Annotated in this window: 17 protein-coding genes; 9 read left to right on the top strand and 8 right to left on the bottom strand. The window is 70.6% G+C overall.

From position 1 onward, the window contains the following. Window positions 1–21: 21 nt before the first annotated feature. The 6 genes from H4F98_RS10275 to pyrH all read right to left on the bottom strand — a co-directional run bounded on the left by H4F98_RS10275 (window position 22) and on the right by pyrH (window position 5181). The gene (locus tag H4F98_RS10275) at window positions 22–1197 is read right to left on the bottom strand and encodes a 1-deoxy-D-xylulose-5-phosphate reductoisomerase (protein WP_425487592.1); all 1176 of its coding nucleotides are present in this window, start codon (window positions 1195–1197) and stop codon (window positions 22–24) included. A gap of 2 nt (window positions 1198–1199) precedes the next feature. Next, window positions 1200–2039, bottom strand: a complete 840-nt coding sequence (locus H4F98_RS10270) for a phosphatidate cytidylyltransferase (protein ID WP_182687376.1) — start codon at window positions 2037–2039, stop codon at window positions 1200–1202. Continuing rightward, the gene (gene uppS, locus H4F98_RS10265; RefSeq protein WP_182687374.1) at window positions 2036–2803 is read right to left on the bottom strand and encodes a polyprenyl diphosphate synthase; all 768 of its coding nucleotides are present in this window, start codon (window positions 2801–2803) and stop codon (window positions 2036–2038) included. Before uppS ends, H4F98_RS10270 begins: the two co-directional genes overlap by 4 nt. Before the next feature lie 20 nt (window positions 2804–2823). Then, window positions 2824–3381 (bottom strand): ribosome recycling factor, encoded by a 558-nt coding sequence (gene frr, locus H4F98_RS10260; protein WP_141517168.1) that lies wholly within the window; start codon window positions 3379–3381, stop codon window positions 2824–2826. Window positions 3382–3472: 91 nt separating this feature from the next. After that, entirely contained in the window at window positions 3473–4381 is a 909-nt protein-coding gene (locus tag H4F98_RS10255; RefSeq protein ID WP_220479179.1) for a cation diffusion facilitator family transporter, read from the bottom strand. 77 nt (window positions 4382–4458) lie between these two features. After that, window positions 4459–5181 (bottom strand): UMP kinase, encoded by a 723-nt coding sequence (pyrH, locus tag H4F98_RS10250; protein ID WP_182687372.1) that lies wholly within the window; start codon window positions 5179–5181, stop codon window positions 4459–4461. A gap of 297 nt (window positions 5182–5478) precedes the next feature. Between pyrH and H4F98_RS10245 the strand changes: the two genes are divergently transcribed. From H4F98_RS10245 to H4F98_RS10230, 4 genes are all read left to right on the top strand, one after another. Next, the gene (locus tag H4F98_RS10245; RefSeq protein WP_246373088.1) at window positions 5479–6063 is read left to right on the top strand and encodes an RNA polymerase sigma factor; all 585 of its coding nucleotides are present in this window, start codon (window positions 5479–5481) and stop codon (window positions 6061–6063) included. After that, window positions 6060–7037 (top strand): FecR family protein, encoded by a 978-nt coding sequence (locus H4F98_RS10240; protein WP_182687368.1) that lies wholly within the window; start codon window positions 6060–6062, stop codon window positions 7035–7037. The genes H4F98_RS10245 and H4F98_RS10240 overlap by 4 nt, the downstream gene beginning before the upstream one ends. Before the next feature lie 151 nt (window positions 7038–7188). Beyond that, window positions 7189–9984, top strand: coding sequence for a TonB-dependent receptor (locus H4F98_RS10235; protein ID WP_182687366.1), 2796 nt, complete (start codon window positions 7189–7191; stop codon window positions 9982–9984). A gap of 162 nt (window positions 9985–10146) precedes the next feature. Continuing rightward, the gene (locus H4F98_RS10230; RefSeq protein ID WP_182687364.1) at window positions 10147–13365 is read left to right on the top strand and encodes an autotransporter domain-containing protein; all 3219 of its coding nucleotides are present in this window, start codon (window positions 10147–10149) and stop codon (window positions 13363–13365) included. Window positions 13366–14412: 1047 nt separating this feature from the next. Here H4F98_RS10230 and tsf read toward each other — a convergent pair. Both tsf and rpsB read right to left on the bottom strand, forming a co-directional pair. Beyond that, a complete protein-coding gene (tsf, locus tag H4F98_RS10225; RefSeq protein ID WP_182687362.1) occupies window positions 14413–15285 on the bottom strand; it encodes a translation elongation factor Ts in 873 nt (290 codons plus the stop codon). Between the two features lie 149 nt (window positions 15286–15434). Then, window positions 15435–16256, bottom strand: a complete 822-nt coding sequence (rpsB, locus tag H4F98_RS10220; RefSeq protein ID WP_182687361.1) for a 30S ribosomal protein S2 — start codon at window positions 16254–16256, stop codon at window positions 15435–15437. A 349-nt stretch (window positions 16257–16605) separates the two neighbouring features. Here rpsB and map point away from each other — a divergent pair, with 349 nt between their 5' ends. From map to dapE, 5 genes are read left to right on the top strand one after another with little or no spacing between them, the layout of a single operon-like run. Further along, window positions 16606–17382 carry a type I methionyl aminopeptidase gene (map, locus tag H4F98_RS10215; RefSeq protein WP_182687358.1) on the top strand — a complete coding sequence of 259 codons (777 nt, stop codon included), beginning with the start codon at window positions 16606–16608 and terminating at the stop codon, window positions 17380–17382. Next, window positions 17379–20000 carry a [protein-PII] uridylyltransferase gene (glnD, locus tag H4F98_RS10210; protein WP_182687356.1) on the top strand — a complete coding sequence of 874 codons (2622 nt, stop codon included), beginning with the start codon at window positions 17379–17381 and terminating at the stop codon, window positions 19998–20000. The genes map and glnD overlap by 4 nt, the downstream gene beginning before the upstream one ends. Beyond that, entirely contained in the window at window positions 19997–20878 is an 882-nt protein-coding gene (gene dapD / locus H4F98_RS10205) for a 2,3,4,5-tetrahydropyridine-2,6-dicarboxylate N-succinyltransferase (protein WP_182687354.1), read from the top strand. Before glnD ends, dapD begins: the two co-directional genes overlap by 4 nt. 2 nt (window positions 20879–20880) lie before the next feature. Then, window positions 20881–21234, top strand: coding sequence for an arsenate reductase (locus H4F98_RS10200; protein ID WP_182687353.1), 354 nt, complete (start codon window positions 20881–20883; stop codon window positions 21232–21234). A 17-nt stretch (window positions 21235–21251) separates the two neighbouring features. Next, on the top strand, window positions 21252–22382 hold the full coding sequence (gene dapE, locus H4F98_RS10195; RefSeq protein ID WP_182687351.1) for a succinyl-diaminopimelate desuccinylase: 1131 nt from the start codon (window positions 21252–21254) through the stop codon (window positions 22380–22382). Window positions 22383–22395: the final 13 nt, after the last annotated feature.

The raw sequence follows: 22395 nt of genomic DNA, 5'->3' as shown, positions 1-22395 counted from the left end.
GTCGGGTCCGGAATGGGACGTTCATGCGAAACGGGCCAGGGCGGCCGCGGCATGTCGCCGTGCCGCGGTGTCGGCCTCGGCCAGGGCATCGAGCGTGCGGGCTGGGGCCGGGGGCAGGGCCGTCATGGCGTCTTCGATCAGGCGGGGGATGCTCAGGAAACCCACCCGCCCCTGAAGAAAGGCTGAAACCGCGATTTCGTTGGCCGCGTTGAGCACCGCCGGGGCGGTGCCGCCGGCGGCGAGCGCGTCGAAGGCCAGCCGCAGGCAGGGGAAGGCCTCCAGGTCGGGCGGCTCGAACTCCAGCCGCCCGCCCTCGGCCAGCAGGTCGAGCCCGCCGACCCCCGACGCGATCCGCTCCGGCCAGGCCAGGCCAACGGCGAGCGCGGTGCGCATGTCGGGCAGGCCCAGCTGGGCGAGGGTGGAGCCGTCGACGAATTCGACCAGGGAATGGACCAGGCTCTGCGGATGCACGAGCACGTCGATCCGCTCGCCGGGGACGGCGAACAGGTGGTGCGCTTCGATGACCTCCAGCCCCTTGTTCATCAAGGTCGCCGAGTCGACCGAGATCTTCGGCCCCATCGACCACTTCGGGTGCGCGATCGCCTGCGCGGGCGTCACGTCGGCGAGCGAGGCGCGGCTGCGGCCCCGGAACGGGCCGCCGGACGCGGTCAGCACCAGGCGTCGAAGGCCGGCATGCGCGTGCCGGTCGGGCAGGCACTGGAAGATCGCATTGTGTTCGCTGTCGATCGGCACGATCGTCGCGCCACCGTCGCGGGCTGCGGCCATGAGCAGTTCGCCGGCCAGCACCAGCGACTCCTTGTTGGCCAGCAGCAGGCGCTTGCCGGCGCGGGCGGCGGCCAGGGTCGAGGGCAGCCCGGCCGCGCCGACGATCGCGGCGACGACGGTGTCGCAGGCATCGCCCTCGACCAGGGCGTCGAGCGCGTCGCCGGGGTGGGCGGTGGTGTCGAGACCGGCCTCGCGCAAGCCATCGCGCAGGGCCGGGAACGCCGCGGCGTCGGCGATGACCGCGTGCCGCGGCCGGTGCCGCCGGCACAGGGCGAGCAGGGCGTCGACGTTGCTGCCGGCGGCCAGCAGGCCGACCCGCAGGCGGTCGGGGTGGCGGGCGATGACGTCGAGCGCAGAGGTGCCGATCGAGCCCGTCGCGCCGAGGACGGCGATGTCGCGTGCCGGGGCCATGCTCAGAATCCGAACACGGCCTTGGCGACGGCGAACGCCGGGAGCGCGGCGAGGACGCCGTCGAGGCGATCGAGGATGCCGCCGTGCCCGGGGATCAGGTGCCCGGAGTCCTTCACCCCGGCGTGGCGCTTGAGCAGGCTCTCGAACAGGTCGCCGACCACCGAGAACAGCACCGCGAACACGATCGCCAGGGCGATCCAGGGCAGCTGCGCCAGGCTGGCGCCGGCGAACAGGCTCAGCCCGAGGCCGGCCACCAGGCCCGCGACCACGCCGCCGACCAGGCCCTCGATGGTCTTGTTGGGGCTGATGCGCGGCGCCAGCTTGCGCTTGCCCAGCGTGCGGCCCGCGAAGTAGGCGCCGGAATCGGCGGCCCACACGATGCCCAGCGCGACGAACACCCAGCGGTGGCTGTTGGGGTCCGCGCCGCCATGGATCCAGGCCAGCGCGCACCAGGCCGGTACCAGGCTCATGGTGCCGGCCGCGAGCTTGATCGCCCGCGCATGGGAATCGGGGTCGCTGGCGAAGTCGTAGCGCCCCAGCCACAGCAGGGCCAGCAGCCACCAGGCGACGCCCAGCACCGAGACCAGCTGCAGCAGCACGAAGCTGAAGCCCGCGGTCGAGCGCGACGCCCACACCAGCGCCACCATCAGCGCCAGGTTGGCGGCCAGCAGGACGGCCCGGGCCAGGTTGTCGCTGACGTCCGCCAGGTCGAACCATTCCCAGAGGCCACCGAGGAAGACCACCGCGGCCAGCGCCATGAACCAGGGCGTGGGCAGCAGCAGGATGGCGGCGATGGCGAGGGGGGCCATCACCAGGGCGGCGATCAGGCGGGTGCGGGTCATGCGGAAGTCTCGGTTCGGGGCGCGGCCACCTGGGCGCCGGTCAGGCCGAAGCGGCGCTGGCGGCGGGCGTAGTCGTCCAGGGCGGACTGCAGGGTCGCGGCGTCGAGCTCGGGCCACAGTGCCTCGGTGAACCACAGCTCGGTGTAGGCCAGTTGCCAGAGCAGGAAGTTGCTGATGCGCAGGTCGCCGCCGGTGCGGATGAACAGGTCCGGCGGCGGCAGGTCGGCCAGGCAGGTGCGGACGTGCAGTGCGTGTTCGTCGATCGCGTCGGGCGAGAGCCGCCCGGCGGCCACGTCCTGAGCGAGCGCGCGAGCGGCCTGGGCGATGTCCCAGCGCCCGCCGTAGCTGGCGGCGATGCTCAGGTGGAGCCGGTCGTTGCCCGCGGTCACCGCCTCGGCCTCGTCCATGCGCTGCCGGATCGCCTCGCTGAAGCGCCCCCGCTCGCCGATGAAGCGCACGCGCACGCCCCGCCGGTGCAATTCCTCGACCTCGCGCTCAAGCGCGTTCATGAACAGCTTCATGAGCGCGCCGACTTCGTCCTCCGGCCGTCCCCAGTTCTCGCTGGAGAACGCGAACAGGGTCAGCGCCCGGATGCCGCGCTCCAGGCAGAAATCGATGCATACGTTGACCGCGCGCGCGCCGGCGCGGTGGCCGATCATGCGTGGCCGGCGCCGGCGTTCGGCCCAGCGGCCATTGCCGTCCATGATGACGGCCAGGTGGCGCGGGGTGCCGGACTCGGGGCCGATGGCGGGCTCGGGGGACATGCTGGCGACGGGCGTTGCCGTCAAACCGCCATCAGTTCCTGTTCCTTGGCCTTGACCACCTCGTCGACGTCCTTGATGGCGCTGTCGGTCAGCTTCTGGATGTCGTCCTCGGCGCGGCGCACGTCGTCCTCGGTGATCTCCTTCTCCTTCAGGAGCTCCTTGATCTGGTGGTTGGCGTCGCGGCGGATGTTGCGGATGGCGACCTTGGCGTCCTCGCCGGTGGCATGGACCACCTTGGACAGCTCGCGGCGGCGCTCCTCGGTCAGCGCAGGCAGGTTGATGCGGATCACCGTGCCGGCGGTGTTGGGTGTCAGGCCCAGGTCGGAGTTGATGATCGCCTTCTCCACCGCGGCCACCATGGGCTTCTCCCATGGCGTGATGGTCAGCGAGCGGGCGTCGGTCACGGCGACGCTGGCCACCTGGGTCAACGGCATGTCCGAGCCGTAGTAGTTGACCTTGAGCCCGTCGACGAGCGCGGTCGAAGCCCGGCCGGTCCGCACCTTGGTGAGGTCCTGCCGGAGCGCTTCCACGCTCTTGTTCATGCGGGTCTTGGCGTCTTGGTTGATCTCGTTGAGCATCGCCGGCTCCGGTCCTGTGTCGGTAACCGCCGGATTATATGCGATGCGGGGCCGAAGGCCGCGACGACGCCCGCGCGCCGTCCCGCCGGGTTCAGTCGGCGGGGTGCCCGTGCGGGGCGCGGACGTGCTGGTCGTGCTCGCATTCGCGCCCGTGCTCGACCTGCAGCGTCGGGTGGTTGATGCCGAAGCGTGCGTCGAGTTCGCGGTTGAGGCGGTCGATGAAGCCATCGTGGTCGGCGTCCGGCGGCCTCACCAGGTGGGCGGTCATCGCGATCTCGCCCGCGCCCAGCGACCAGATGTGCAGGTGGTGGACCGCGCCGACCCCGGGCTGCTGCGCCAGGAACCGCTGGACCTCGTCCTGGTCGATGCCGGCGGGCACCGCGTCCATCGCGGCGTTGAAGCTCTCGCGCAGCAGGCCGAAGGCGCTGAACGCGACCACCGCGCCGATCAGCAGGGCGGTGGCGGGGTCCAGCCAGGCCCAGCCCTGCCACGCCATGCCCAGGCCGGCCAGGACGGCGGCCACGGATACCGCGGCGTCGGCCACCAGGTGCAGGAACGCCCCGCGTCGGTTGAGGTCGTGGTCGTGCCCGTCGCGGACCAGCCAGGCGCCGCCCAGGTTCACCGCGATGCCGATCGCGGCGACCACGATCACCGTCGTCGCCGGGATCTCAGGCGGTTGGGTGAAGCGGCGCACCGCTTCCCAGGCGAGCGCGCCGGAGAACGCAACCAGGAGCAGGGAGTTGGCCAGCGGCGACAGCAGGGTGGCGCGGCGCCAGCCGTAGGTATGGCGTGCGGTCGGAGGTCGCCGCGCCAGAACCGCGGCACCCCAGGCCAGGCCCAGCCCGAGCACGTCGCCAAGGTTGTGAAGCGCGTCCGACAGCAGCGCCAGCGAGTTGATCGCGAAGCCATAGCCGGCCTCGAGGGCGGTGTAGGCCAGGTTGATCAGGGTGACGGCGGCGAAGGCGCGCGTGCCGTCGTGGTGATGGTGGTGTCCGTGCATGGGGACGATCCTCCCATGCACGCGGCGGGGACACTATTACACGCGCCCCGGCAGGGGCGGCGCACGGGGCCGGCGGCTCAGTCCCGGCCGCTGACCAGGGTGCCGATGTCCTCGCCCTGCAGGATCCGCAGCAGCATGCCCGGCTGGCTCATGTCGAAGATGCGCAGCGGCAGGCCGCTGTCGCGGCACAGTGCGAAGGCCGCGGTGTCCATGACCTGCAGGTCCCGCTGGATGACCTGGTCGTAGGTCAGGGTGTCGTAGCGGACCGCGTCGGGATGCTTCTTGGGGTCCTTGTCGTAGACGCCGTCGACCTTGGTCGCCTTCAGCAGCAGGTCCGCGCCGATCTCGATCGCGCGCAGCGCCGCGCCCGAATCGGTGGTGAAGAACGGGTTGCCGGTGCCGGCGGCGAAGATCACCAGGCGGCCCTTCTCGAGGTGGCGGATCGCGCGTCGGCGGATGTAATCCTCGCAGACGTCGTTGATCTTCAGTGCGCTCATCACCCGGGCCTTGCCGCCGAGCTTCTCCAGCGCGTCCTGCATGGCCAGCGCGTTGATGACCGTGGCCAGCATGCCCATGTGGTCGCCGGTGACGCGCTCCATGCCCGAGGCCGCGAGGCCGGCGCCGCGGAAGATGTTGCCGCCGCCGATCACCAGCGCGACCTCGGCCCCGGCCTGCTGCGCTTCGATCACTTCGCGCGCCAGGCGGCCGATCATCTTCGGGTCGATGCCGTAGTCCTCGTCTCCCATCAGGGCCTCGCCGGAAAGTTTCAACAGGACGCGGCGGTGGGCGAGTGCGGACATTGAGGTCTCGATGGTGGGTGAACGCGACGATTCTAGCCGAGGTAGGGGGGCGGGCACGAGATGCGTTGTCGTGGGTGTGCAGTGCGGTTCGCGCCGCTGCGGCCCGCTCCCGGCGAGGGCGGGCCGTCGTGCGGGCGCCGGCGTGCCGCACAGGCGGCCGCCGGCCGTGGCGACGGGCTATCCTCCGGGAGCCGGGCGCCGGCTCGGCGGCCTTTCCAGGGAGGCGGGACCACGCATGATCCACTTCAACAGGGCTTGTACCGGGTCGCGCCCCGGGCTGGCGGCGGGGCGATCGGCTTGATCGATCGCCCGGTGGGCCGGGAAGGAGCGGGCACGTCCGGGCCGGGAGGCGAGTCCGACGGCTTCGACGCGTTCGTCCGCGACCAGCGCCAGGTGCTGGTGGGCTACCTGTGCCGCCGCGTGCCGGAGGAGGACGCCAAGGACGTGGCGCAGGAAGCACTGGTCCGGTTGATGCGTTATCGCGGCCTGCCGGACGACCAGCTCCGGCGCCTGATGTACCGGATAGCGACCAATGCACTGCTCGACAGGGGGCGAAGGATGGCGACCAGCGTTGACGCCCAGGCGCAAGTGAGTCTGTCCGAACAACACGACTGGCTGCCTTCGGGTGAGCCCAGCCACGAACAACGCGTGGACACGCAACAACAGTTGGCGCGCATGCGCGAGCTGATCCTGCAATTGCCGGATCGCTGTCGCGAGGTCTACCTGCTGAACAGAATGGAAGGCATGAGCTACACCCAGATCGCGGAACGCTGCGGCATTTCCGTCAAAGCCGTCGAGAAGCACGTCAGCCGCGCCCTGAAGGGTCTGCGCGAGGGCATGTTGCCGGACGAAGCCACCTTGCCGCAGGGAGGGAGCCGATGAACATCGTGGCCAGGGAACATCACGAAACGGCGGCCGACTGGCTGGCGCGCCTGGAGTCGCCCGAATGCACGCCTGCCGAACGGGCCGCGTTCGAGGACTGGCTGGCCGCGTCCGCGCAGCACGTGGAGGCCTTCCTGGAGGCCGAGCGGCTGCATGCGATGGCCGCGAGCCTGCGTGCCGACCCCGCGCTGCGCGCGGCGGTGCCGGTGCCGGTCATGCGGCCGCGTCGACCGGTGCGCCCGGCATCGCGCCGCTGGCCGTTGGCGCTGGCCGCGAGCCTGGTGCTGGCGCTTGGCGTGCTGGGATGGATGCGCCTTCAGCCGGGGCCGGTCGCCACGGCCGAGTACGCCACCGCGGTCGGCGAGACCCGCCAGGTCGTGCTCGAGGACGGCACCCGCATGACCCTGGACACCGGCACCGTCGTCGCGACCGCCTTCGGCCGCGACACGCGCGAGGTCGAGCTGGTGCAGGGCCGCGTGCGCTTCGAGGTGGGCGAGGACCCCGCGCGCCCGTTCCGGGTGCAGGCGGCCGCCAGCACCATCCGCGACATCGGCACCACGTTCCAGGTCACCCGGCGTGGCGACGATGTCGATGTCGGCCTGGTGGAGGGCGAAGTGGACGTGAGCCGCAACGACGGCGCCGCCTCGGTGCGGCTGGCGCCGGGCGAGCGCGTCCGGGTCGATGCCCAGGGCCGCTTCTCACGCGTGCAGGCCCTCGACCTGCCGATGGCCGAAGGCTGGCCGCGGGGCGAGCTGGTGTTCCGCGACCGCCGCCTGGAGGACCTGGTCCTCGAGATGAACCGCTACTCGGCCAAGCCGCTGCGCCTGGGCGACCCCTCGCTGGCGGGCCTCTCGGTCAGCGGCGTGTTCCGCGCCAATGCCCAGGGCGAGCTGGTCGCCGCCCTGCAGGAAGGCTGGGGCCTGGGCGCGGAGGACGAGGGCGATGCCATCGTGCTGAGAGCAGCGCCACGCTGAACAGGGCGGGGCAGGGCCCACGCGGTGCCGGCCCCGGGCCTGGGTCCGGTTCTGGGCGCGCGGTGCGTTGCGCCGCGATGTCTGCGCCGCTTAATGTTAACGGATGGTGACGGCTCCCTCCGCGTGGCGACGGTCAAGTCTGGTCCTCGCGATGAGCGGGCTACTGGCGCTGCCGGCATGGGGCGGGGCCGCCGTGCCGCCGCCGGCGCGCATGCTGGACCTGCCCGCGGGCACCCTCGACGAGGCCCTGAAGCGGCTCGCGCTGCAGGAGGGCCTGCAGGTGCTCTACGCGCCGGCCGTGGTCCGGGGTCGCCAGGCGCGCGCGCTGCAGGGCCGGATGGACGTCGAGCAGGCCCTGCGTTACCTGCTGGAGGGCAGCGGCCTGAAGGCAGTCCGGAGCGGGCCCGGCACCTACGTCCTGCGTGAGATCGCGCAGGCCCCGGAATCGGCGCCCGCAACACCCCGCGAACCCGACCCTCCACCGCGCCAGCGGACCGTCGACATGGCCCGCCTGGAAGTGATCGGCTCGCGCATCCCCCGGGTCGACATCGACGCGGTGACCACCTCGCCGATGACCCTGATCGGGCGCGACGAGATCGAGGCCAGCGGCTACCAGACCCTCTTCGAACTGCTGCGTTTCCAGCCGGGCATGACCGGCCACCACCCGGTCGCGGTGGCGGCCGACGGCGGGCCGAACTTCCAGCAGCCCTTCAATATCGCCGCGACCACCAGCCTCAACGCACTGGGACCGCGCGCCACGCTGTTCCTGGTCGACGGCAGGCGCGTGGCCAACTATGGCCTCACGTCCTCGGAACTGGGCGGCCTGACCGACCTGGACGTGATCCCGCTGAGCATGGTCGAGCGCGTCGAGATCCTGCGCGGCGGGGCCTCGGCGATCTATGGCGCCGACGCGATGGCCGGCGTGGTCAACATCATCCTGCGCAAGCAGCAGGACGGCGGTGAGCTGATCGTGCGCCACGGCCAGTCGGGCGAGGGCGACGCGCAGGAGCAGCGGGTGTCGCTCAGCCACGGTTTCTCCACTCCGCGAGGCGGCAATGGCCTGGTGGCGCTGGACTGGTTCGACCGCGATGCCCTGGCGGGCGACAGTCGCGACTGGCACACCTACGACCACGGCCGCCATGGCCTGCCGGACTGGCGGATCCCGCTGGGATATCGCGACGCCGACCTGCGCCTGGTGCGCCTGCAGTGCGGCAACGCGCCGCCGGACATCGCCGCGACCTGCCTGTTCGATCCTGCACGCTACATCAGCCTGCAACCCGAGAGCCGTCGCACCTCGGTCTACGGCGCGCTTGCCGAACCCTTGTGGGAAGGTGCCACGTTCGAGCTCGACCTGCGTTACAGCGAAGCGCGCCAGGCCCTGCAGAACCCGCCGTTCCGCGCCCGGGTGACCCTGCCGCCAGGGCATCCCGACAGCCTCCCGGGCGGCTCGCTGGACTATGCGTACTTCGAGGTGGGCCCCGTCCACAACCGCAATCGCAACCGCAGCTTCGACGGGACCGCGTCGGTGAGCGGCTGGATGGGCGACTGGACCTGGGAGGCCGCGCTGTCGCACCACACCAATGTCGTCGAAAGCCGCATCGACGGCCTGGTCAGCACCAAGGGCGTGGAGCAGTCGGTGTTCGTCGACCGCTACCGCTTCGACGGCACGCCCAACCCGGTGCCGCTGCTGGGCGTGGTGTCGCCGACCTTCGCACTGGACGGCCGCGCGCAGGTGGACCAGGTCTCGCTGGGCTTCGAAGGCCCGCTGTTCGCGCTGCCGGGCGGCCCCGCGCGCCTGGCCACCGGCGTGGAAGGCACGCGCAACCGCCTGGTCCACGAGCCCGACGCCCGCCTGCAGCAGGACGACCTCGCGCTGGGAACGCCCAAGCGCGCGCTCGACAGCCAGCGCGACGGCGGGGCGGTCTACGCGGAGATGGTGCTGCCTCTGCGCAAGGGACTGGAGGCCGAACTGGCGGTGCGCTACGACCGCCAGCAGGGCTACGACAGCCGGTATTCGCCGAGGCTCGGCCTGAAGTGGTCGCCCTGGCAATCGCTGACCCTTCGCGCGACGGCGGCCACCGGTTACCGCGCGCCCTCGCTGTTCGAGCTGCGGCGGCCCAATGTGTTCGAGAGCCGGACCTTCGTGCGCAAGGTGCCCGTCGTCGGCGACTGCGCCGTGGAATTCGCGATCTCCCGCGAGCTCGCCTATTGCCTGGTGGACGTGGGTGCGTTCGAGAATCCCGACCTCGAGCCGGAGACCTCGCGCGGCCACACCCTCGGCTTCGTCTGGGCGCCCTCGGCCGACTTCAGCCTGAGCTTCGACCATTTCCGGATCCGCCGCGACAACGAGATCCTCGCGGGCAATGCCTTCGACGACGTCGATGCGTTCCCGGACTCGCTGCGGCGCGATGCCCTGGGGCGCCTGGTCGCGATCGACAGCTACTTCGAGAACACCGGCCGCACCGACGTGCGCGGCTGGGAAGCGGAGATGCGCACGCAGCTCGACGCCGGCGACGCGGGGCGCTTGTCGCTGCTGGTGTCGGCCCACCACACCTCCAGCATCGAACGCCAGAGCTGGCCCAGCGCGCCGCGGGTGGACAGCGCGGGCTACGACGCCCCCAACACCCAGTTGCTCGCCTCGCTGCAGTGGCTGAAGGGCAACTGGGCAACCACGCTGGGTCTGCGCGCGCGCGGCCCCTTCCATGTCACCGGCGACGGACTCGCGTGTCCCGGCTACAACGGCAACCGCTGCGAGACGCCGGGCCGGGGCGTGCTTGACCTCGACCTGGCCTACACCGGCTTCCAGAACCTACGCCTGAGCCTGAACGTGCGCGACCTCGCCGACCGCGATCCGGTCAACTACGACACGCGACAGGATGGCTACAACGTCGCGTTCGACGACCCGCGTGGCCGCTTCTTCCTGCTGAGCGCGCGCTACCGCTTCTGATGGCGCGGTGGGCGCGCCAGCGCCCACATGGGGTAGGGGGCACCACGCCAGCTGCGTTGACATTCCTGCCGCCCATGCCGGGCCGGCGCAGGTCCATGTCGGCGGCGCAAGTGCACGCGCAGCCACGGCGACCTGTCTTTCCATCTGAAGGGGAGTACGGGTTTGAAGCAGTACAGCAGGGATTTTTCGACCGCGGGGCGCGGCCAGGTGCGTTCGGTGCTTTCGTCGGCGATCGTCGTCGCGTTGCTGCTCGGCAGTGCGGGCAACGCGCTCGCGCAGGACGCCGCCGACTACCAGGAAGAAGGCCGCGCCGGCGATGCCGACAGCTGGCACAGCGACGAGTTCAAGGCCGACTGGGGCCTGGCGGCGATCGGCGCCGACCACGCCTACGCGCGCGGCCTCACCGGCCGTGGCATTCGCCTGGGCGTGTTCGACAGCGGCGCGGACCAGCGCCATGGCGACTTCGCCGGCAAGGACCATCGCTCGATCCACATGGCCGACCCCGACTGCACCACCGAGGCGGTGCTCGCCGGTCCGGACGCCTGCTTCAGCAGCGATGGCGACCGCGCACAGATCGAAGTGCTGCTGTACACCGAGGCCGACCGCGAGCTGGTCGACCTGCTGATCCAGTTCGGCTGGCTGGTGCCGGATGCGAACGAGATCCTCGAGGGCCTGGCCGGCGTGTCCTACAACACCCACGGCACCCACGTCGCCGGCACCATGCTGGCCAACCGCGACGGCAGCGGCACCCATGGCGTGGCCTTCGGCTCGGACCTGACCACCGCCCGCCTGTTCGGCAACAGCTACCAGGACGTGACCTCGCTGCTGTCGGACATCTTCGGCGTCGATTTCGGCGGCACCCGCCTGGGTATCGGCCCGGGCGGCGAGGCGGTCAACTCGATGTACGAGCAGATGGCCGCGCAGGGCGTGCGCGCGATCAACCACAGCTGGGGCCTGGCCACAGAGCCGACCACGGTCGAGGACATGGATGCGCTCTACGGCTCCGAGGGCGCTGCCGAGTACCTGTCCACCTACACCAATGCCTCGCTGCGCGACGGCATGCTGCAGGTCTGGGCGGCGGGCAACGGTTCGGGCGACATCGCCGGGCTTTATGCCAGCCTGCCGCGCTGGGTCCCCGAGGCCGAGAAGTACTGGCTGAGCGTGGTCAACATCAACCAGGGCGGCGGCATCGACGGCAGTTCCAGCATCTGCGGCCAGACGATGGACTGGTGCGTGGCCGCGCCGGGCACCGACATCACCTCGACGGTCATCGGCGGCGACACCGAGATCGAGCTGGTCTACGACGCCGACGGCAACGTGATCGGCTTCCAGCCCACCGAGGAGAACCCGCTCTTCGGCTACGGCGACCTGACCGGCACCTCGATGGCGACTCCGCACGTCACTGGCGCCCTGGCGCTGCTGATGGAGCGCTTCCCCTACCTGGACAATCCGCAGGTCCGCGACGTCCTGCTGACCACCGCGACGGACCTGGGCGCGAAGGGCGTCGACGAGATCTACGGCTGGGGCCTGATCGACCTCAAGAAGGCGATCGACGGCCCCGGCATGCTGCGCGTCGACACCAACGTCGAGATGAACGTGTTCGCCGGCGGGCAGAAGGTCTGGGACGGCCCGGCCTGGGACGACTGGCGCAACGACATCGGCGGTCCCGGTCGCCTGACCAAGTCCGGCATCGGCTGGTTGCGCCTGAGCGGCGACAACACGTTCGCCGGCCTGAGCGTCGAGGACGGCGTGCTCGAGCTCGACGGCGACAATGCGCTGACCGGCGCGGCCGAGGTCAATGGCGGCTTCTTCGTCCTCAACGGCACCCTGCGCGACACCGACCTGACGGTCAACGATGGCCTGGCCAGCATCCAGGGCACGGTCACTGGCGGCCTGACCACCGTTGGCGTCGGCGGACGCCTGCATGGTACCGGCGTGCTCGGCGACACCCGCGTGGCGGGCACGATCGCCCCGGGCAACTCGGTCGGCACGCTGCGCGTGGCTGGCGACTACACCCAACTGGCCGGCTCTGTGTTCGAGGTGGAGTTCGAGGCGCCCGGCGCGGTCGACCTGATCGACGTCAGCGGCAGCGCCGACCTGCAGGGCGGCACGGTCAAGCTGCTTCGCGGCGCCGACGCCTACCTGCTCGGTCGCCAGTACAACATCCTCAGCGCCAGCGGCGGCGTCACCGGTGCCTTCGACGGCCTGGACGCCAGCGCGATCTCGCCGTTCCTCTCGTTCTCGTTCTCCTACCTGGACGACCGCGTCGCGCTCGACGTCCTGCGCGGGCAGTTGCTCGCCGATGCCGCCGGCACCCGCAACCAGCGGGCCGTGGGCGCGGCCGTCGATGGCCTGGCCTTCGACCAGGCGCTCGCGCAACGGCTGACCCAGCTGTTCCCGGCGCAGGCGATGGATGCGCTGGACCAGTTGAGCGGCGAGCTGCACGCCAGCGCGCGTTCGGTGATGGTCGAGGGCCAGCGCCAGCTTCGCGACAGTGCGCTCGCGCGCGCGGCCGCGGGGCAGGGCGGTTTCGCTCGCCAGGACGAGGCCGGGTCCTCGGCCTGGGTCCAGGCCTCCCGCGACGGCGGCACGCTCCAGGGCGACGGCAACGCGGCCCGCGTCGAGTACAACGGCAATACCACGCTGGTGGGCTACGACTACCGGTTCGACAACGGCCTGCGCCTGGGCGTGATGGGCGGCACCGGCCGCAGCGACCTCAACGCCCGCGATCGCGCCAGCAAGGGCGACCTGACCGGCTATCGCGTGGGTGTCTACGCGGGCAAGGCCTGGGGCGGCTTCGGCGTCCGCGGCGGCGTCACCCACGACAGCAGCGAAGTCGACGTGCGCCGCAACATCGCTTTCCCGGGTCTCACCGACGCCACCTGGGCGGAGTACGACGCGACCAGCACCCAGGCCTTCGTCGAAGCGGGCTACCGCTTCGGGCGCGGCGCCTGGGAGATCGAGCCCTACCTGCAGTACGCCCACGTCAGCGTCGACACCGACGGCTTCAATGAAGCCGGCGGGATCGCCGCGCTGCATGGCGATGCTGCCGATGGCGACGTCGATCTCGCGACCGCCGGCCTGCGCTTCAACGTCAACCTCAAGGCCCCGCACCAGGCCGAGAGCTGGCTGAGCCTGCGCGGTGGCATCGGCTATCGCGATGCCAGCGGCGACCTGTTGCCGACCACCCGCGTGGCCTGGGACGGTAGCGATGCCTTCGTGGTGGCCGGCGCGCCGCTGGCCGACGACGCGACCGTCGCCGAGCTGGGCCTGGCCGCCCGCCTGGGCGAGAACAGCCTGCTGGAGTTCGGCTACAGCGGCCAGTTTGGCGACGACGCCGATGCCCACGGGCTGAACGCGCGCTACTCGTTGCAGTTCTGACCGTCGAAGCCGACAGACGCCGGGCACATGCCCGTGCCCGGCGTCTTCCTGCACACGGGCGGCCGTTCATCCTTTGTCGCGGCTGCGAGCCGAAGGCGATACCCACTGACGCGTGCTCGCATGCACGATGAATGATGGGTTTTGCTTCGCGCTACCCATCCTACGGTTCTGTCGCCCCTCCCGCCTCGTAGGGTGGGTAGAGCCAAAGGCGAAACCCACCGTCACGGTATTTCACGCAAGATGCACGATGGGTTTTGCTTCGCGCTACCCATCCTACGGTTCTGCCTCCCCTCCCGCCTCGTAGGGTGGGTAGAGCCAAAGGCGAAACCCACCGTCACGGTATTTCACGCAAGACGCACGATGGGTTTTGCTTCGCGCTACCCATCCTACGGTTCCGTCGCCCCTCCCGCCTCGTAGGGTGGGTAGAGCCAAAGGCGAAACCCACCGTCACGGTATTTCACGCAAGATGCACGATGGGTTTTGCTTCGCGCTACCCATCCTACGGTTCTGCCTCCCCTCCCGCCTCGTAGGGTGGGTAGAGCCGAAGGCGATACCCACCATCGCTTCCGGCCGCGGCGCACGATCGGTTTTGCTTCGAGCAGCGCGTGGCCCGGGTCAGCGCAGCGCACCCGGGGCCCGGCATGAGGGGACGGCTCGAAGCGATCGCGTCGATTGACTGTCATCACCGGCGGGTGAAATAAGCCTTGCTCGAAGCGCGACCTTGCGTGGTGCAATGCGCTCGGCTTATTGCACCCTGCGGATCTCGCCAAACGCCGCGCGGCGAGCGTTGGACGCAGAAGCTGGATCACGGCTTGCGCTGGGATGTCGGCGCGGGGAAACGGACGGACAAATGGCGATGAACGAGGCGCATCGCTCCACGGCTCCTGCCCGCTGCACACCTGGTCGACCCCAGCGTGTCGCCCTGGGCATCCACGGGCGCCGGGGCCAGCCGCGCGCCATCATTCTCCCTTCGGCCGGGAGAAGAACCCAAGAAAAAGCCGCGGATCGCTCCGCGGCTTTTCCATGTCCGGCGAGGGACGGGCAGGGTCAGGCGAGGCCGGCCTGCTTCATCACTTCGGCGGCGTAGTCCTCGACCACCTTCTCGATGCCTTCGCCGACGGCCAGGCGCTCGAACTTCACCACCTCGGCGCCGGCGGCCTTCAGCACGGCCTCGACGTTCTGGTTGGTGTCCAGCACGTAGGGCTGGCCGTACAGGGTGACTTCGTTGACGATCTTGGCGATCTTGCCGCCGATGATCTTCTCCAGGATGTCGGCCGGCTTGGACTTGTCCTTCTCGGACATCTTGGCCAGTTCGATTTCCTTTTCCTTCTCGATGAAGTCGGCCGGCACGTCGGACGCCTTGACGTGCGGCGGGTTCATCGCGGCGATGTGCATCGCCAGGCCGCGCGCCAGGTCGGTGTCGCCGCCCTGCAGCTCGACCAGCACGCCGATGCGGCCGCCGTGCACGTAGGCGGCGACGGTGTTGTCGGTGTCGATGCGGACCATGCGGCGAAGCTGCACGTTCTCGCCGACCTTGGCGATCAGGGCGGCGCGGATTTCCTCGACGGTCTTGCCGTCGACGCTGGTGCCCTTGAGCGCCTCGATGTCGCTGGCGCCGAGGGCGGCGTTGGCGACCATGTCGGTGAAGGCGACGAAGTTCTCGTCCTTGGCGACGAAGTCGGTCTCGGAGTTGACTTCGACCAGCACGGCCTTGCCGTCGGCCTGGGCCATCGCGACGCGGCCTTCGGCGGCGACGCGGCCGGCCTTCTTGTCGGCCTTGGCCAGGCCCGACTTGCGCAGGTGCTCGGCGGCGGCATCGATGTCGCCGTTGGTCTCGGTCAGCGCCTTCTTGCACTCCATCATGCCGGCGCCGGTGCGCTCGCGCAGTTCCTTGACGAGGGATGCGGTGATTTCAGCCATGGGGGTACCTCAAAAATGGGGTTGGGTCGCGGTGCGACTTGCGGGCGATGCCCGGCCGTTCAGGCGCGGGCATGCGCGGTGTATCCATCCCGCCGGTCGCGGCGGGAGAACGCAGCCACGCAGTATCGCGTGGCTGCATGACGGCTGCCTTACTCGGCGGCCGGCGCCTCGGAGGCGTCCTCGGCCTTGGCGGCGGCCTTCTTGGCCGGGGCCTTGCGGGCCGGCTTCTTGGCCTCGCCGTCGCCTTCGGCGGCGAAGTCTTCCTCGCGGACCGAAGCCGGGGTCGGCGCGGCGGCCTTGCCTTCCAGCACCGCGTCGGCGGCGGCACGGGCGTACAGCTGCACGGCGCGGATGGCGTCGTCGTTGCCCGGGATGGCGTAGTCGACCAGCTCCGGGTTGTAGTTGGTGTCGACCACCGCGATCACCGGGATGCCGAGCTTCTTGGCTTCCTTGATCGCGATGTCCTCGTGGCCGATGTCGATCACGAAGATGGCGTCGGGCAGGCGGTTCATGTCCTTGATGCCGCCCAGCGAGGCCTCGAGCTTGTCGCGCTCGCGGCGCAGGCCGAGCACTTCGTGCTTGACCAGCTTCTCGAAGGTGCCGTCGGTCTCGGCGGACTCGAGCTCCTTCAGGCGGGCGACGGACTGCTTGACGGTGCGGAAGTTGGTCAGCGTGCCGCCCAGCCAGCGCTGGGTCATGTACGGCATGCCGCAACGCTCGGCCTCTTCCTTGATCGACTCGCGCGCGGAGCGCTTGGTGCCGAGGAACAGGATCATGCCGCGCTTCTGGGCGATGCCCGAGATGAAGTTCATCGCGTCGTTGAACAGCGGAACGGTCTTCTCGAGGTTGATGATGTGGATCTTGCCGCGGGCGCCGAAGATGTACGGGCCCATCTTGGGGTTCCAGTAGCGGGTCTGGTGGCCGAAGTGGACGCCGGCTTCCAGCATCTGGCGCATGGTGATCTGGGGCATTGCAGGTAACTCCAAGGCAGTGGAACCCGGCCGCCGGAAAGGTTGGGGCGGCTGCCGCGCCGGTCGGCGGGGCATGGGTTCCGGGGTTGGGCCTCCCCGCTGCTTCCGTGTCCGAACCCCGCTTGCCGGACCGGGGCGCGAGGCTCCAGGCGGCGATCGGGGCACCCCGGCACGGTGCGTGGCAGCGGGTGTGTATTCGCCTGCTACCGGGCCTGGGGCCCCGTGCTTGCCGCCCGGCGTGGGCGCCTGTGCCGGGAAAGGGTCCCGGGACAGCCGACGGAGTATAGCCGCCGGCCGGCCTGTGGACAAGTTCCCGCCGCCCCGGGCCCCGAATGCGCAATAATGGGCCATGGCCATCACCCTCAAGACCCCAGAAGACATCGAGAAGATGCGCGTCGCCGGCCGCCTGGCCGCCGAGGTGCTCCAGGTCGTCGCCCCGCACGTGAAGCCGGGCGTCAGCACCGAGGAGCTGGACCGCATCTGCCACGACCACATCGTCAACGTGCAGAAGGCGATCCCGGCCAACGTCGGCTACAAGGGCTTCCCCAAGACCGTGTGCACCTCGGTGAACAACGTGATCTGCCACGGGATACCCAGCGAAGCCAAGGTCCTGAAGGAAGGCGACATCGTCAACATCGACGTCACCGTCATCAAGGACGGCTGGCATGGCGACACCAGCCGCATGTACATCGCCGGCAAGCCGTCGGTGATGGCCCAGCGCCTGGTGGACGTCACCCGCGAGGCCATGTTCCGCGGCATCCGTGCGGTCAGGCCCGGGGCGACCCTGGGCGACATCGGGCACGCGATCCAGGCGTACGCCGAGTCCGAGCGCTTCTCGGTGGTGCGCGAGTACTGCGGCCACGGCATCGGCAAGGTCTACCACGACGAGCCCCAGGTCCTGCACTACGGCCGCCCGGGCACGGGGGTGGTACTCAAGCCGGGCATGACCTTCACCATCGAGCCGATGATCAACGAGGGCGGCCGGCATACGCGCCTGCTGCCCGACGGCTGGACCGTGGTGACCAAGGACCGCAAGCTGTCGGCGCAGTGGGAACACACGGTCGCGGTGACCGACGACGGCGTGGAGATCCTGACCCGCCTGCCGGGCGACGACAACGACCTATGAGCCGGCCGCATGCCGGCGAGGCGCCCTCGGCCGGCTCCGACGCGGAGTGGGCCGCCGCCGCGCGCGACGCCCTCGGCCGGCATGCCGAGGCCCTGGCAGAGCGCTTCGACGCGGCGGTCGACGTCGATCGCCTGGTCGCCGAGCGCGCCAGGGTCGTCGATCGCCACGTGACCGGGGCATGGCAGCGCTGCATCGGCGACGACGGCGCCCTGGCCCTGTTCGCGGTCGGCGGATACGGCCGCGGGGAACTGTTTCCCCACTCCGACATCGACCTCCTGGTGCTCGCCGAGCCCACGGCGCAGCGGCAGCACGAGGACGCCCTGGCGCGCTTCTTCAGTCTGTTGTGGGACGCCGGCCTGCCGCTCGGCCACGCAGTGCGTTCGGCCAGCCAGTGCACCGAGGTGGCCGAGGCCGACATCACCGTGATGACGGCCATCCTCGAGTCGCGCCCGCTGGCCGCGCCGTTGCCGGTGCGGCAGGCGCTCGAGGCGGCGATCGCGCCATCCCTGGTGTGGCCGGCCCGGGCGTTCTTCCAGGCCAAGCGGCAGGAGCTGCGCGAGCGACACGCCCGCCACGGCGACACCTCCGACAACCTCGAGCCCAACCTCAAGGACGGTCCCGGCGGCCTGCGCGACGTGCAGACCCTGCACTGGATGGCCCTGCGCATCATCGGGACCTCGGACCTGGAATCGCTGATCGCGGTCGGCCAGCTCGGCGCGGACGAAGTGGCCTCGCTCGAGCGCGAGCGCCGCTTCCTGTCGCGGCTGCGCTTCGGCCTCCACCTGCTGGCGCGCAAGCACGAGGAGCGCCTGCGCTTCGACTACCAGAAGATCCTCGCCGAGCGCCTGGGCTATACCGACAGCGACGGCGTGCTCGCGGTCGAGAAGATGATGCAGGGCTTCTATCGCAGCGCCTCGCTGGTGCAGCGCATCGGCGAACGGCTGTTGCAGCGCTTCGAAGAACAGATCGAGGGCGAGCCGGTCGCCGAGCCGATCGATGCCGATTTCGAGCTTCGCCGCGGCTATCTCGCCGCCCGCGACGAGCAGTGGCCCGCGACCCCTGGCGACGTGCTGGCGCTGTTCGCCACCTGGGCGTCCCGGGACGACGTCCGCGGCCTGCATTCGCAGACCGCCCGTGCCCTGGCCGAGGCGCTGTCGGCCTTCCCCGACTACGCCTCGGCGCCGTCCGAACTGCATGCGCGCTTCATGCAGCTGCTGCGCGGCCCGCGGCCGGTCGCCACGCTGACGCGGATGGCGCGGCTGGGCGTGCTCGGCCGCTGGATCCCGGCCTTCGCGCGGGTGTCGGGCCGGATGCAGTTCGACCTGTTCCACGTGTACACCGTCGACCAGCACACGCTGGCGGTGCTCAAGAACCTGGCCTCGTTCGCGTCCGAGGAGCACGATGAGCGCTTCACCCTGGCGCACGAGGTCTGGCCGCGGCTGCGCAAGCCGGAACTGCTGCTGCTGGCGGGCCTGTTCCACGACATCGGCAAGGGGCGGGGCGGCGACCACTCCGAACTCGGCGGCGACGACGCCCGCCTGTTCTGCGACACCATCGGCCTCAACCCCACCGAGGCCTCGCTGGTCGAATGGCTGGTGCGCAAGCACCTGCTGATGTCGACCACCGCGCAGAAGCAGGACATCACCGACCCGGAGGTGATCCACCGCTTCGCCACCCAGGTCGCCGACCGCGACCGCCTGGATCATCTCTACCTGCTGACCTGCGCCGATATCGCGGGCACCTCGCCCAAGCTGTGGAATGCGTGGAAGGACCGGCTGATGGCGGATCTCTACACCGCCACCCGGCTGGCATTGCGCCGTGGCCTCGAGCACCCGCTTGCGGCGACCGAGCGCGCGGCGGAGAACCGCGAGGCGGCGCGCGCGATGCTCGCCGCTTTCGGCACCGAGGACGAGGAGATCGAGGCGCTGTTCGCGCGGATGCCGGATATCGGCTTCCAGCGCGGGCGTCCGGACCACCTGGCCTGGCAGGCGGTGTCGCTGCGCGGCGTCCGGCCCGGCGACGTGCGGGTCCGCGTGCGGCCGGTGGCCGCCCATGCGAGCGCGATGGAAGTGTTCGTGCATTCGCCCGACCGCGACGGCCTGTTCGACGCCATCGTCGCCACCCTCGACCGCCTCGGCCTGGCGATCCAGCAGGCGCGCGTCCACGACGGCCCGGACGGCACGATCTTCGACAGCTTCGAAGTGATCCCGGCCGACAGCCGCCACATCCCCGCCGGCCCGGACGTCGAGCAGAAGCTCGAATCCACCCTGTCGGGCACGTTGGAGGACGTCAGGCCGCCGCGGCGCACGCAGCCGCGCCACCTGCGCCATTTCCGCATCGCCCCGCAGGTCGGCTTCGACGACACCCGCGGTGGCCGCACCCAGCTCAGCCTGGTCTGCACCGACCGGCCGGGACTGCTGGCCGACGTCACCCGCACGCTGCGCACCCAGTCGCTGCGCGTGCACGATGCCCGGATCGCGACCTTCGGCGCGCGCGCCGAGGACCTGTTCCAGGTCACCGCCGTCGATGCGGACGGCAACGACCAACCCCTTGACGAAACCCGGCGGCAGGCCCTGAGGGATGCGCTGCTCGCCTGCCTGGAAGGAGATGCCCGATGAGTCCCAAGTCCCTCAAGGACGCCCCCGGAACCGCCCGCCTGGACGGTGCGGATGAACTCAGGTTCGTGATCGAGAGCGCCTTCGAGCGCCGCGCCGCGCTGACCGGCGACGAGATCGACGGCTCCACGCGACCGGCGGTCGAGCGCGTGATGGACGGCCTGGAGAGCGGCGAGTTCCGCGTCGCCGAGCCCGACGGCGCCGGCGGCTGGAAGGTCAACGAGTGGTTGAAGAAGGCGGTGCTGCTGTACTTCCGCACCCAGGAGATGGAGGTCGTCGATGCCGACCCCGCGCCGTTCTGGGACAAGATCCCGGCGCGCTTCGAGGGCTACGACGAGGCCGCGTTCCGCCAGCTCGGCGCGCGCGTCGTGCCCGGCGCGATCGCCCGTCGCGGCGCGCACATCGGCAAGGACGTGGTGCTGATGCCGAGCTTCGTCAACATCGGCGCCCATGTCGGCGAAGGGACCATGGTCGACACCTGGGCCACCGTCGGCTCCTGTGCGCAGGTCGGCGCGCACTGCCACCTGTCCGGCGGCGCCGGCATCGGCGGCGTGCTCGAGCCGCTGCAGGCGACGCCGACCATCATCGAGGACCACTGCTTCATCGGCGCGCGCTCGGAGGTCGTCGAAGGCTTCGTCGTCGGCCACCACAGCGTCATCGGCATGGGCGTGTTCCTCGGCCAGAGCACCCGGGTGTACAACCGCGCCACCGGCGAGGTCAGCTATGGCTCGGTGCCGCCTTACAGCGTGGTGGTTTCCGGCCAGCTGCCCGCCGCCGACGGCAGCCACTCGCTCTACTGTGCGGTCATCGTCAAGCAGGTGGACGCGAAGACGCGCTCCAAGACCAGCATCAACGACCTCCTGCGCGGGCTGGCGGATTGAACATGGTCACGCTGTACGGACTGAAGAACTGCGATACCTGCCGCAAGGCGCGCAAGTGGCTCGACCGCTTCGGCGTCGAACACGAGTTCGTCGACTACCGCGACGCGCCGCGCAGCCCCGAGACCCTGGTCGGGTGGAAGGATGCGCTCGGCGGCTGGGATGCGATGGTCAACAAGTCCTCGACCACCTGGCGCCAGTTGCCGGAAGCGCGCAAGTCGCCCGGCTCCGACGCCGAGTGGAAGCTGCTGCTGCGCGAGCATCCGCAGCTGGTGCGGCGGCCGGTCGTGGTGACCGGCGACGGCGCGATCAGCCAGGGCTTCAGCGACAACGGCTTCAAGAAGCGCTTCGGCGCCTGAGCGGCATGGAGGCGCCCATGAGCGACGTTCTCGAACTGACCCGCGCGCTGATCTCGCGACCGTCGGTGACGCCCGACGATGCCGGTTGCCAGGCCCTGCTCGCCGCGCGATTGCAGGCCGCCGGCTTCGCCTGCGAGCACCTGCGCCTGGGCGAGGTCGACAACCTCTGGGCGACGCATGGCACGTGCGACGGGCCGACCCTGGTGCTGTTGGGCCACACCGACGTGGTGCCGCCGGGGCCGCGCGAGGCCTGGCACAGCGATCCGTTCGAGCCGACGCTGCGCGACGGCCTGCTGTACGGCCGCGGCGCGGCCGACATGAAGGGCAGCGTCGCGGCATTCATCGTCGCGGCCGAGCGCTTCGTCGCCGAGCATCCGCAGCATCGCGGCCGGCTCGCGGTGCTGCTGACCTCGGACGAGGAGGGCGACGCGATCGACGGCGTCCGCCGTGTCGCCGACATCTTCCGCGAGCGCGGCGAGCGCATCGACTGGTGCATCACCGGCGAGCCGTCCTCGAAGGCGCGGCTGGGCGACCTGCTGCGCGTGGGCCGGCGCGGCAGCCTGTCCGCGCGCCTGGACGTCCATGGCGTCCAGGGCCACGTGGCCTATCCGGACAAGGCCCGCAATCCGATCCACCTCGCGCTGGCGGCGTTGGACGCACTGGCGTCGCGGCGCTGGGACGAGGGCTACGAGGGCTTCCCGCCGACCAGTCTGCAGATCAGCAACATCCACGCCGGCACCGGCGCGAACAACGTGATCCCGGGCGAGCTGGAAGTGCTGTTCAACCTGCGCTACAACCCGCACTGGAACGCCGATCGCCTCGTCGCCGAGTGCGAGGGCATGTTAAATGCCCACGGCCTGTCGTTCGACATCCGCTGGCACCGCAGCGGCGAACCCTTCTTCACGCCCGAAGGCCCCTTGCGGCTTGCGGCGCGCGAGGTGCTGGCGGCGTTCGCGGGCGCCGACCCGGAGGAGAGCACCGGCGGCGGCACCTCCGATGCACGCTTCATCGCCCCCCTCGGCGCCCAGTGCATCGAAGTCGGCCCGGTCAACGCCAGCATCCACCAGGTCGACGAGCACGTGGCGGTGGCCGACCTGGAGGCGTTGCCGGACCTGTACGGCGCGCTGCTGGAGCGCCTGCTCGCCTGAAACGCCGGCCCCG

The organism is Marilutibacter spongiae (assembly GCF_014145325.1).
In the GTDB taxonomy this organism is placed as follows: domain Bacteria; phylum Pseudomonadota; class Gammaproteobacteria; order Xanthomonadales; family Xanthomonadaceae; genus Marilutibacter; species Marilutibacter spongiae.
The sequence above is the reverse complement of the archived record's forward strand: the minus strand, read 5'-3'. Positions and strand labels throughout refer to the sequence as shown.

Coding starts and splice junctions, on each gene's coding strand:
- dapE (WP_182687351.1), top strand. CDS start 21,252: ATGAGCGACGTTCTCGAACTGACCCGCGCGCTGATCTCGCGACCGTCG.
- H4F98_RS10240 (WP_182687368.1), top strand. CDS start 6,060: ATGAACATCGTGGCCAGGGAACATCACGAAACGGCGGCCGACTGGCTG.
- H4F98_RS10275 (WP_425487592.1), bottom strand. CDS start 1,197: ATGGCCCCGGCACGCGACATCGCCGTCCTCGGCGCGACGGGCTCGATC.
- H4F98_RS10235 (WP_182687366.1), top strand. CDS start 7,189: ATGAGCGGGCTACTGGCGCTGCCGGCATGGGGCGGGGCCGCCGTGCCG.
- tsf (WP_182687362.1), bottom strand. CDS start 15,285: ATGGCTGAAATCACCGCATCCCTCGTCAAGGAACTGCGCGAGCGCACC.
- glnD (WP_182687356.1), top strand. CDS start 17,379: ATGAGCCGGCCGCATGCCGGCGAGGCGCCCTCGGCCGGCTCCGACGCG.
- H4F98_RS10270 (WP_182687376.1), bottom strand. CDS start 2,039: ATGACCCGCACCCGCCTGATCGCCGCCCTGGTGATGGCCCCCCTCGCC.
- H4F98_RS10255 (WP_220479179.1), bottom strand. CDS start 4,381: ATGCACGGACACCACCATCACCACGACGGCACGCGCGCCTTCGCCGCC.
- uppS (WP_182687374.1), bottom strand. CDS start 2,803: ATGTCCCCCGAGCCCGCCATCGGCCCCGAGTCCGGCACCCCGCGCCAC.
- rpsB (WP_182687361.1), bottom strand. CDS start 16,256: ATGCCCCAGATCACCATGCGCCAGATGCTGGAAGCCGGCGTCCACTTC.
- H4F98_RS10200 (WP_182687353.1), top strand. CDS start 20,881: ATGGTCACGCTGTACGGACTGAAGAACTGCGATACCTGCCGCAAGGCG.
- dapD (WP_182687354.1), top strand. CDS start 19,997: ATGAGTCCCAAGTCCCTCAAGGACGCCCCCGGAACCGCCCGCCTGGAC.
- map (WP_182687358.1), top strand. CDS start 16,606: ATGGCCATCACCCTCAAGACCCCAGAAGACATCGAGAAGATGCGCGTC.
- pyrH (WP_182687372.1), bottom strand. CDS start 5,181: ATGTCCGCACTCGCCCACCGCCGCGTCCTGTTGAAACTTTCCGGCGAG.
- frr (WP_141517168.1), bottom strand. CDS start 3,381: ATGCTCAACGAGATCAACCAAGACGCCAAGACCCGCATGAACAAGAGC.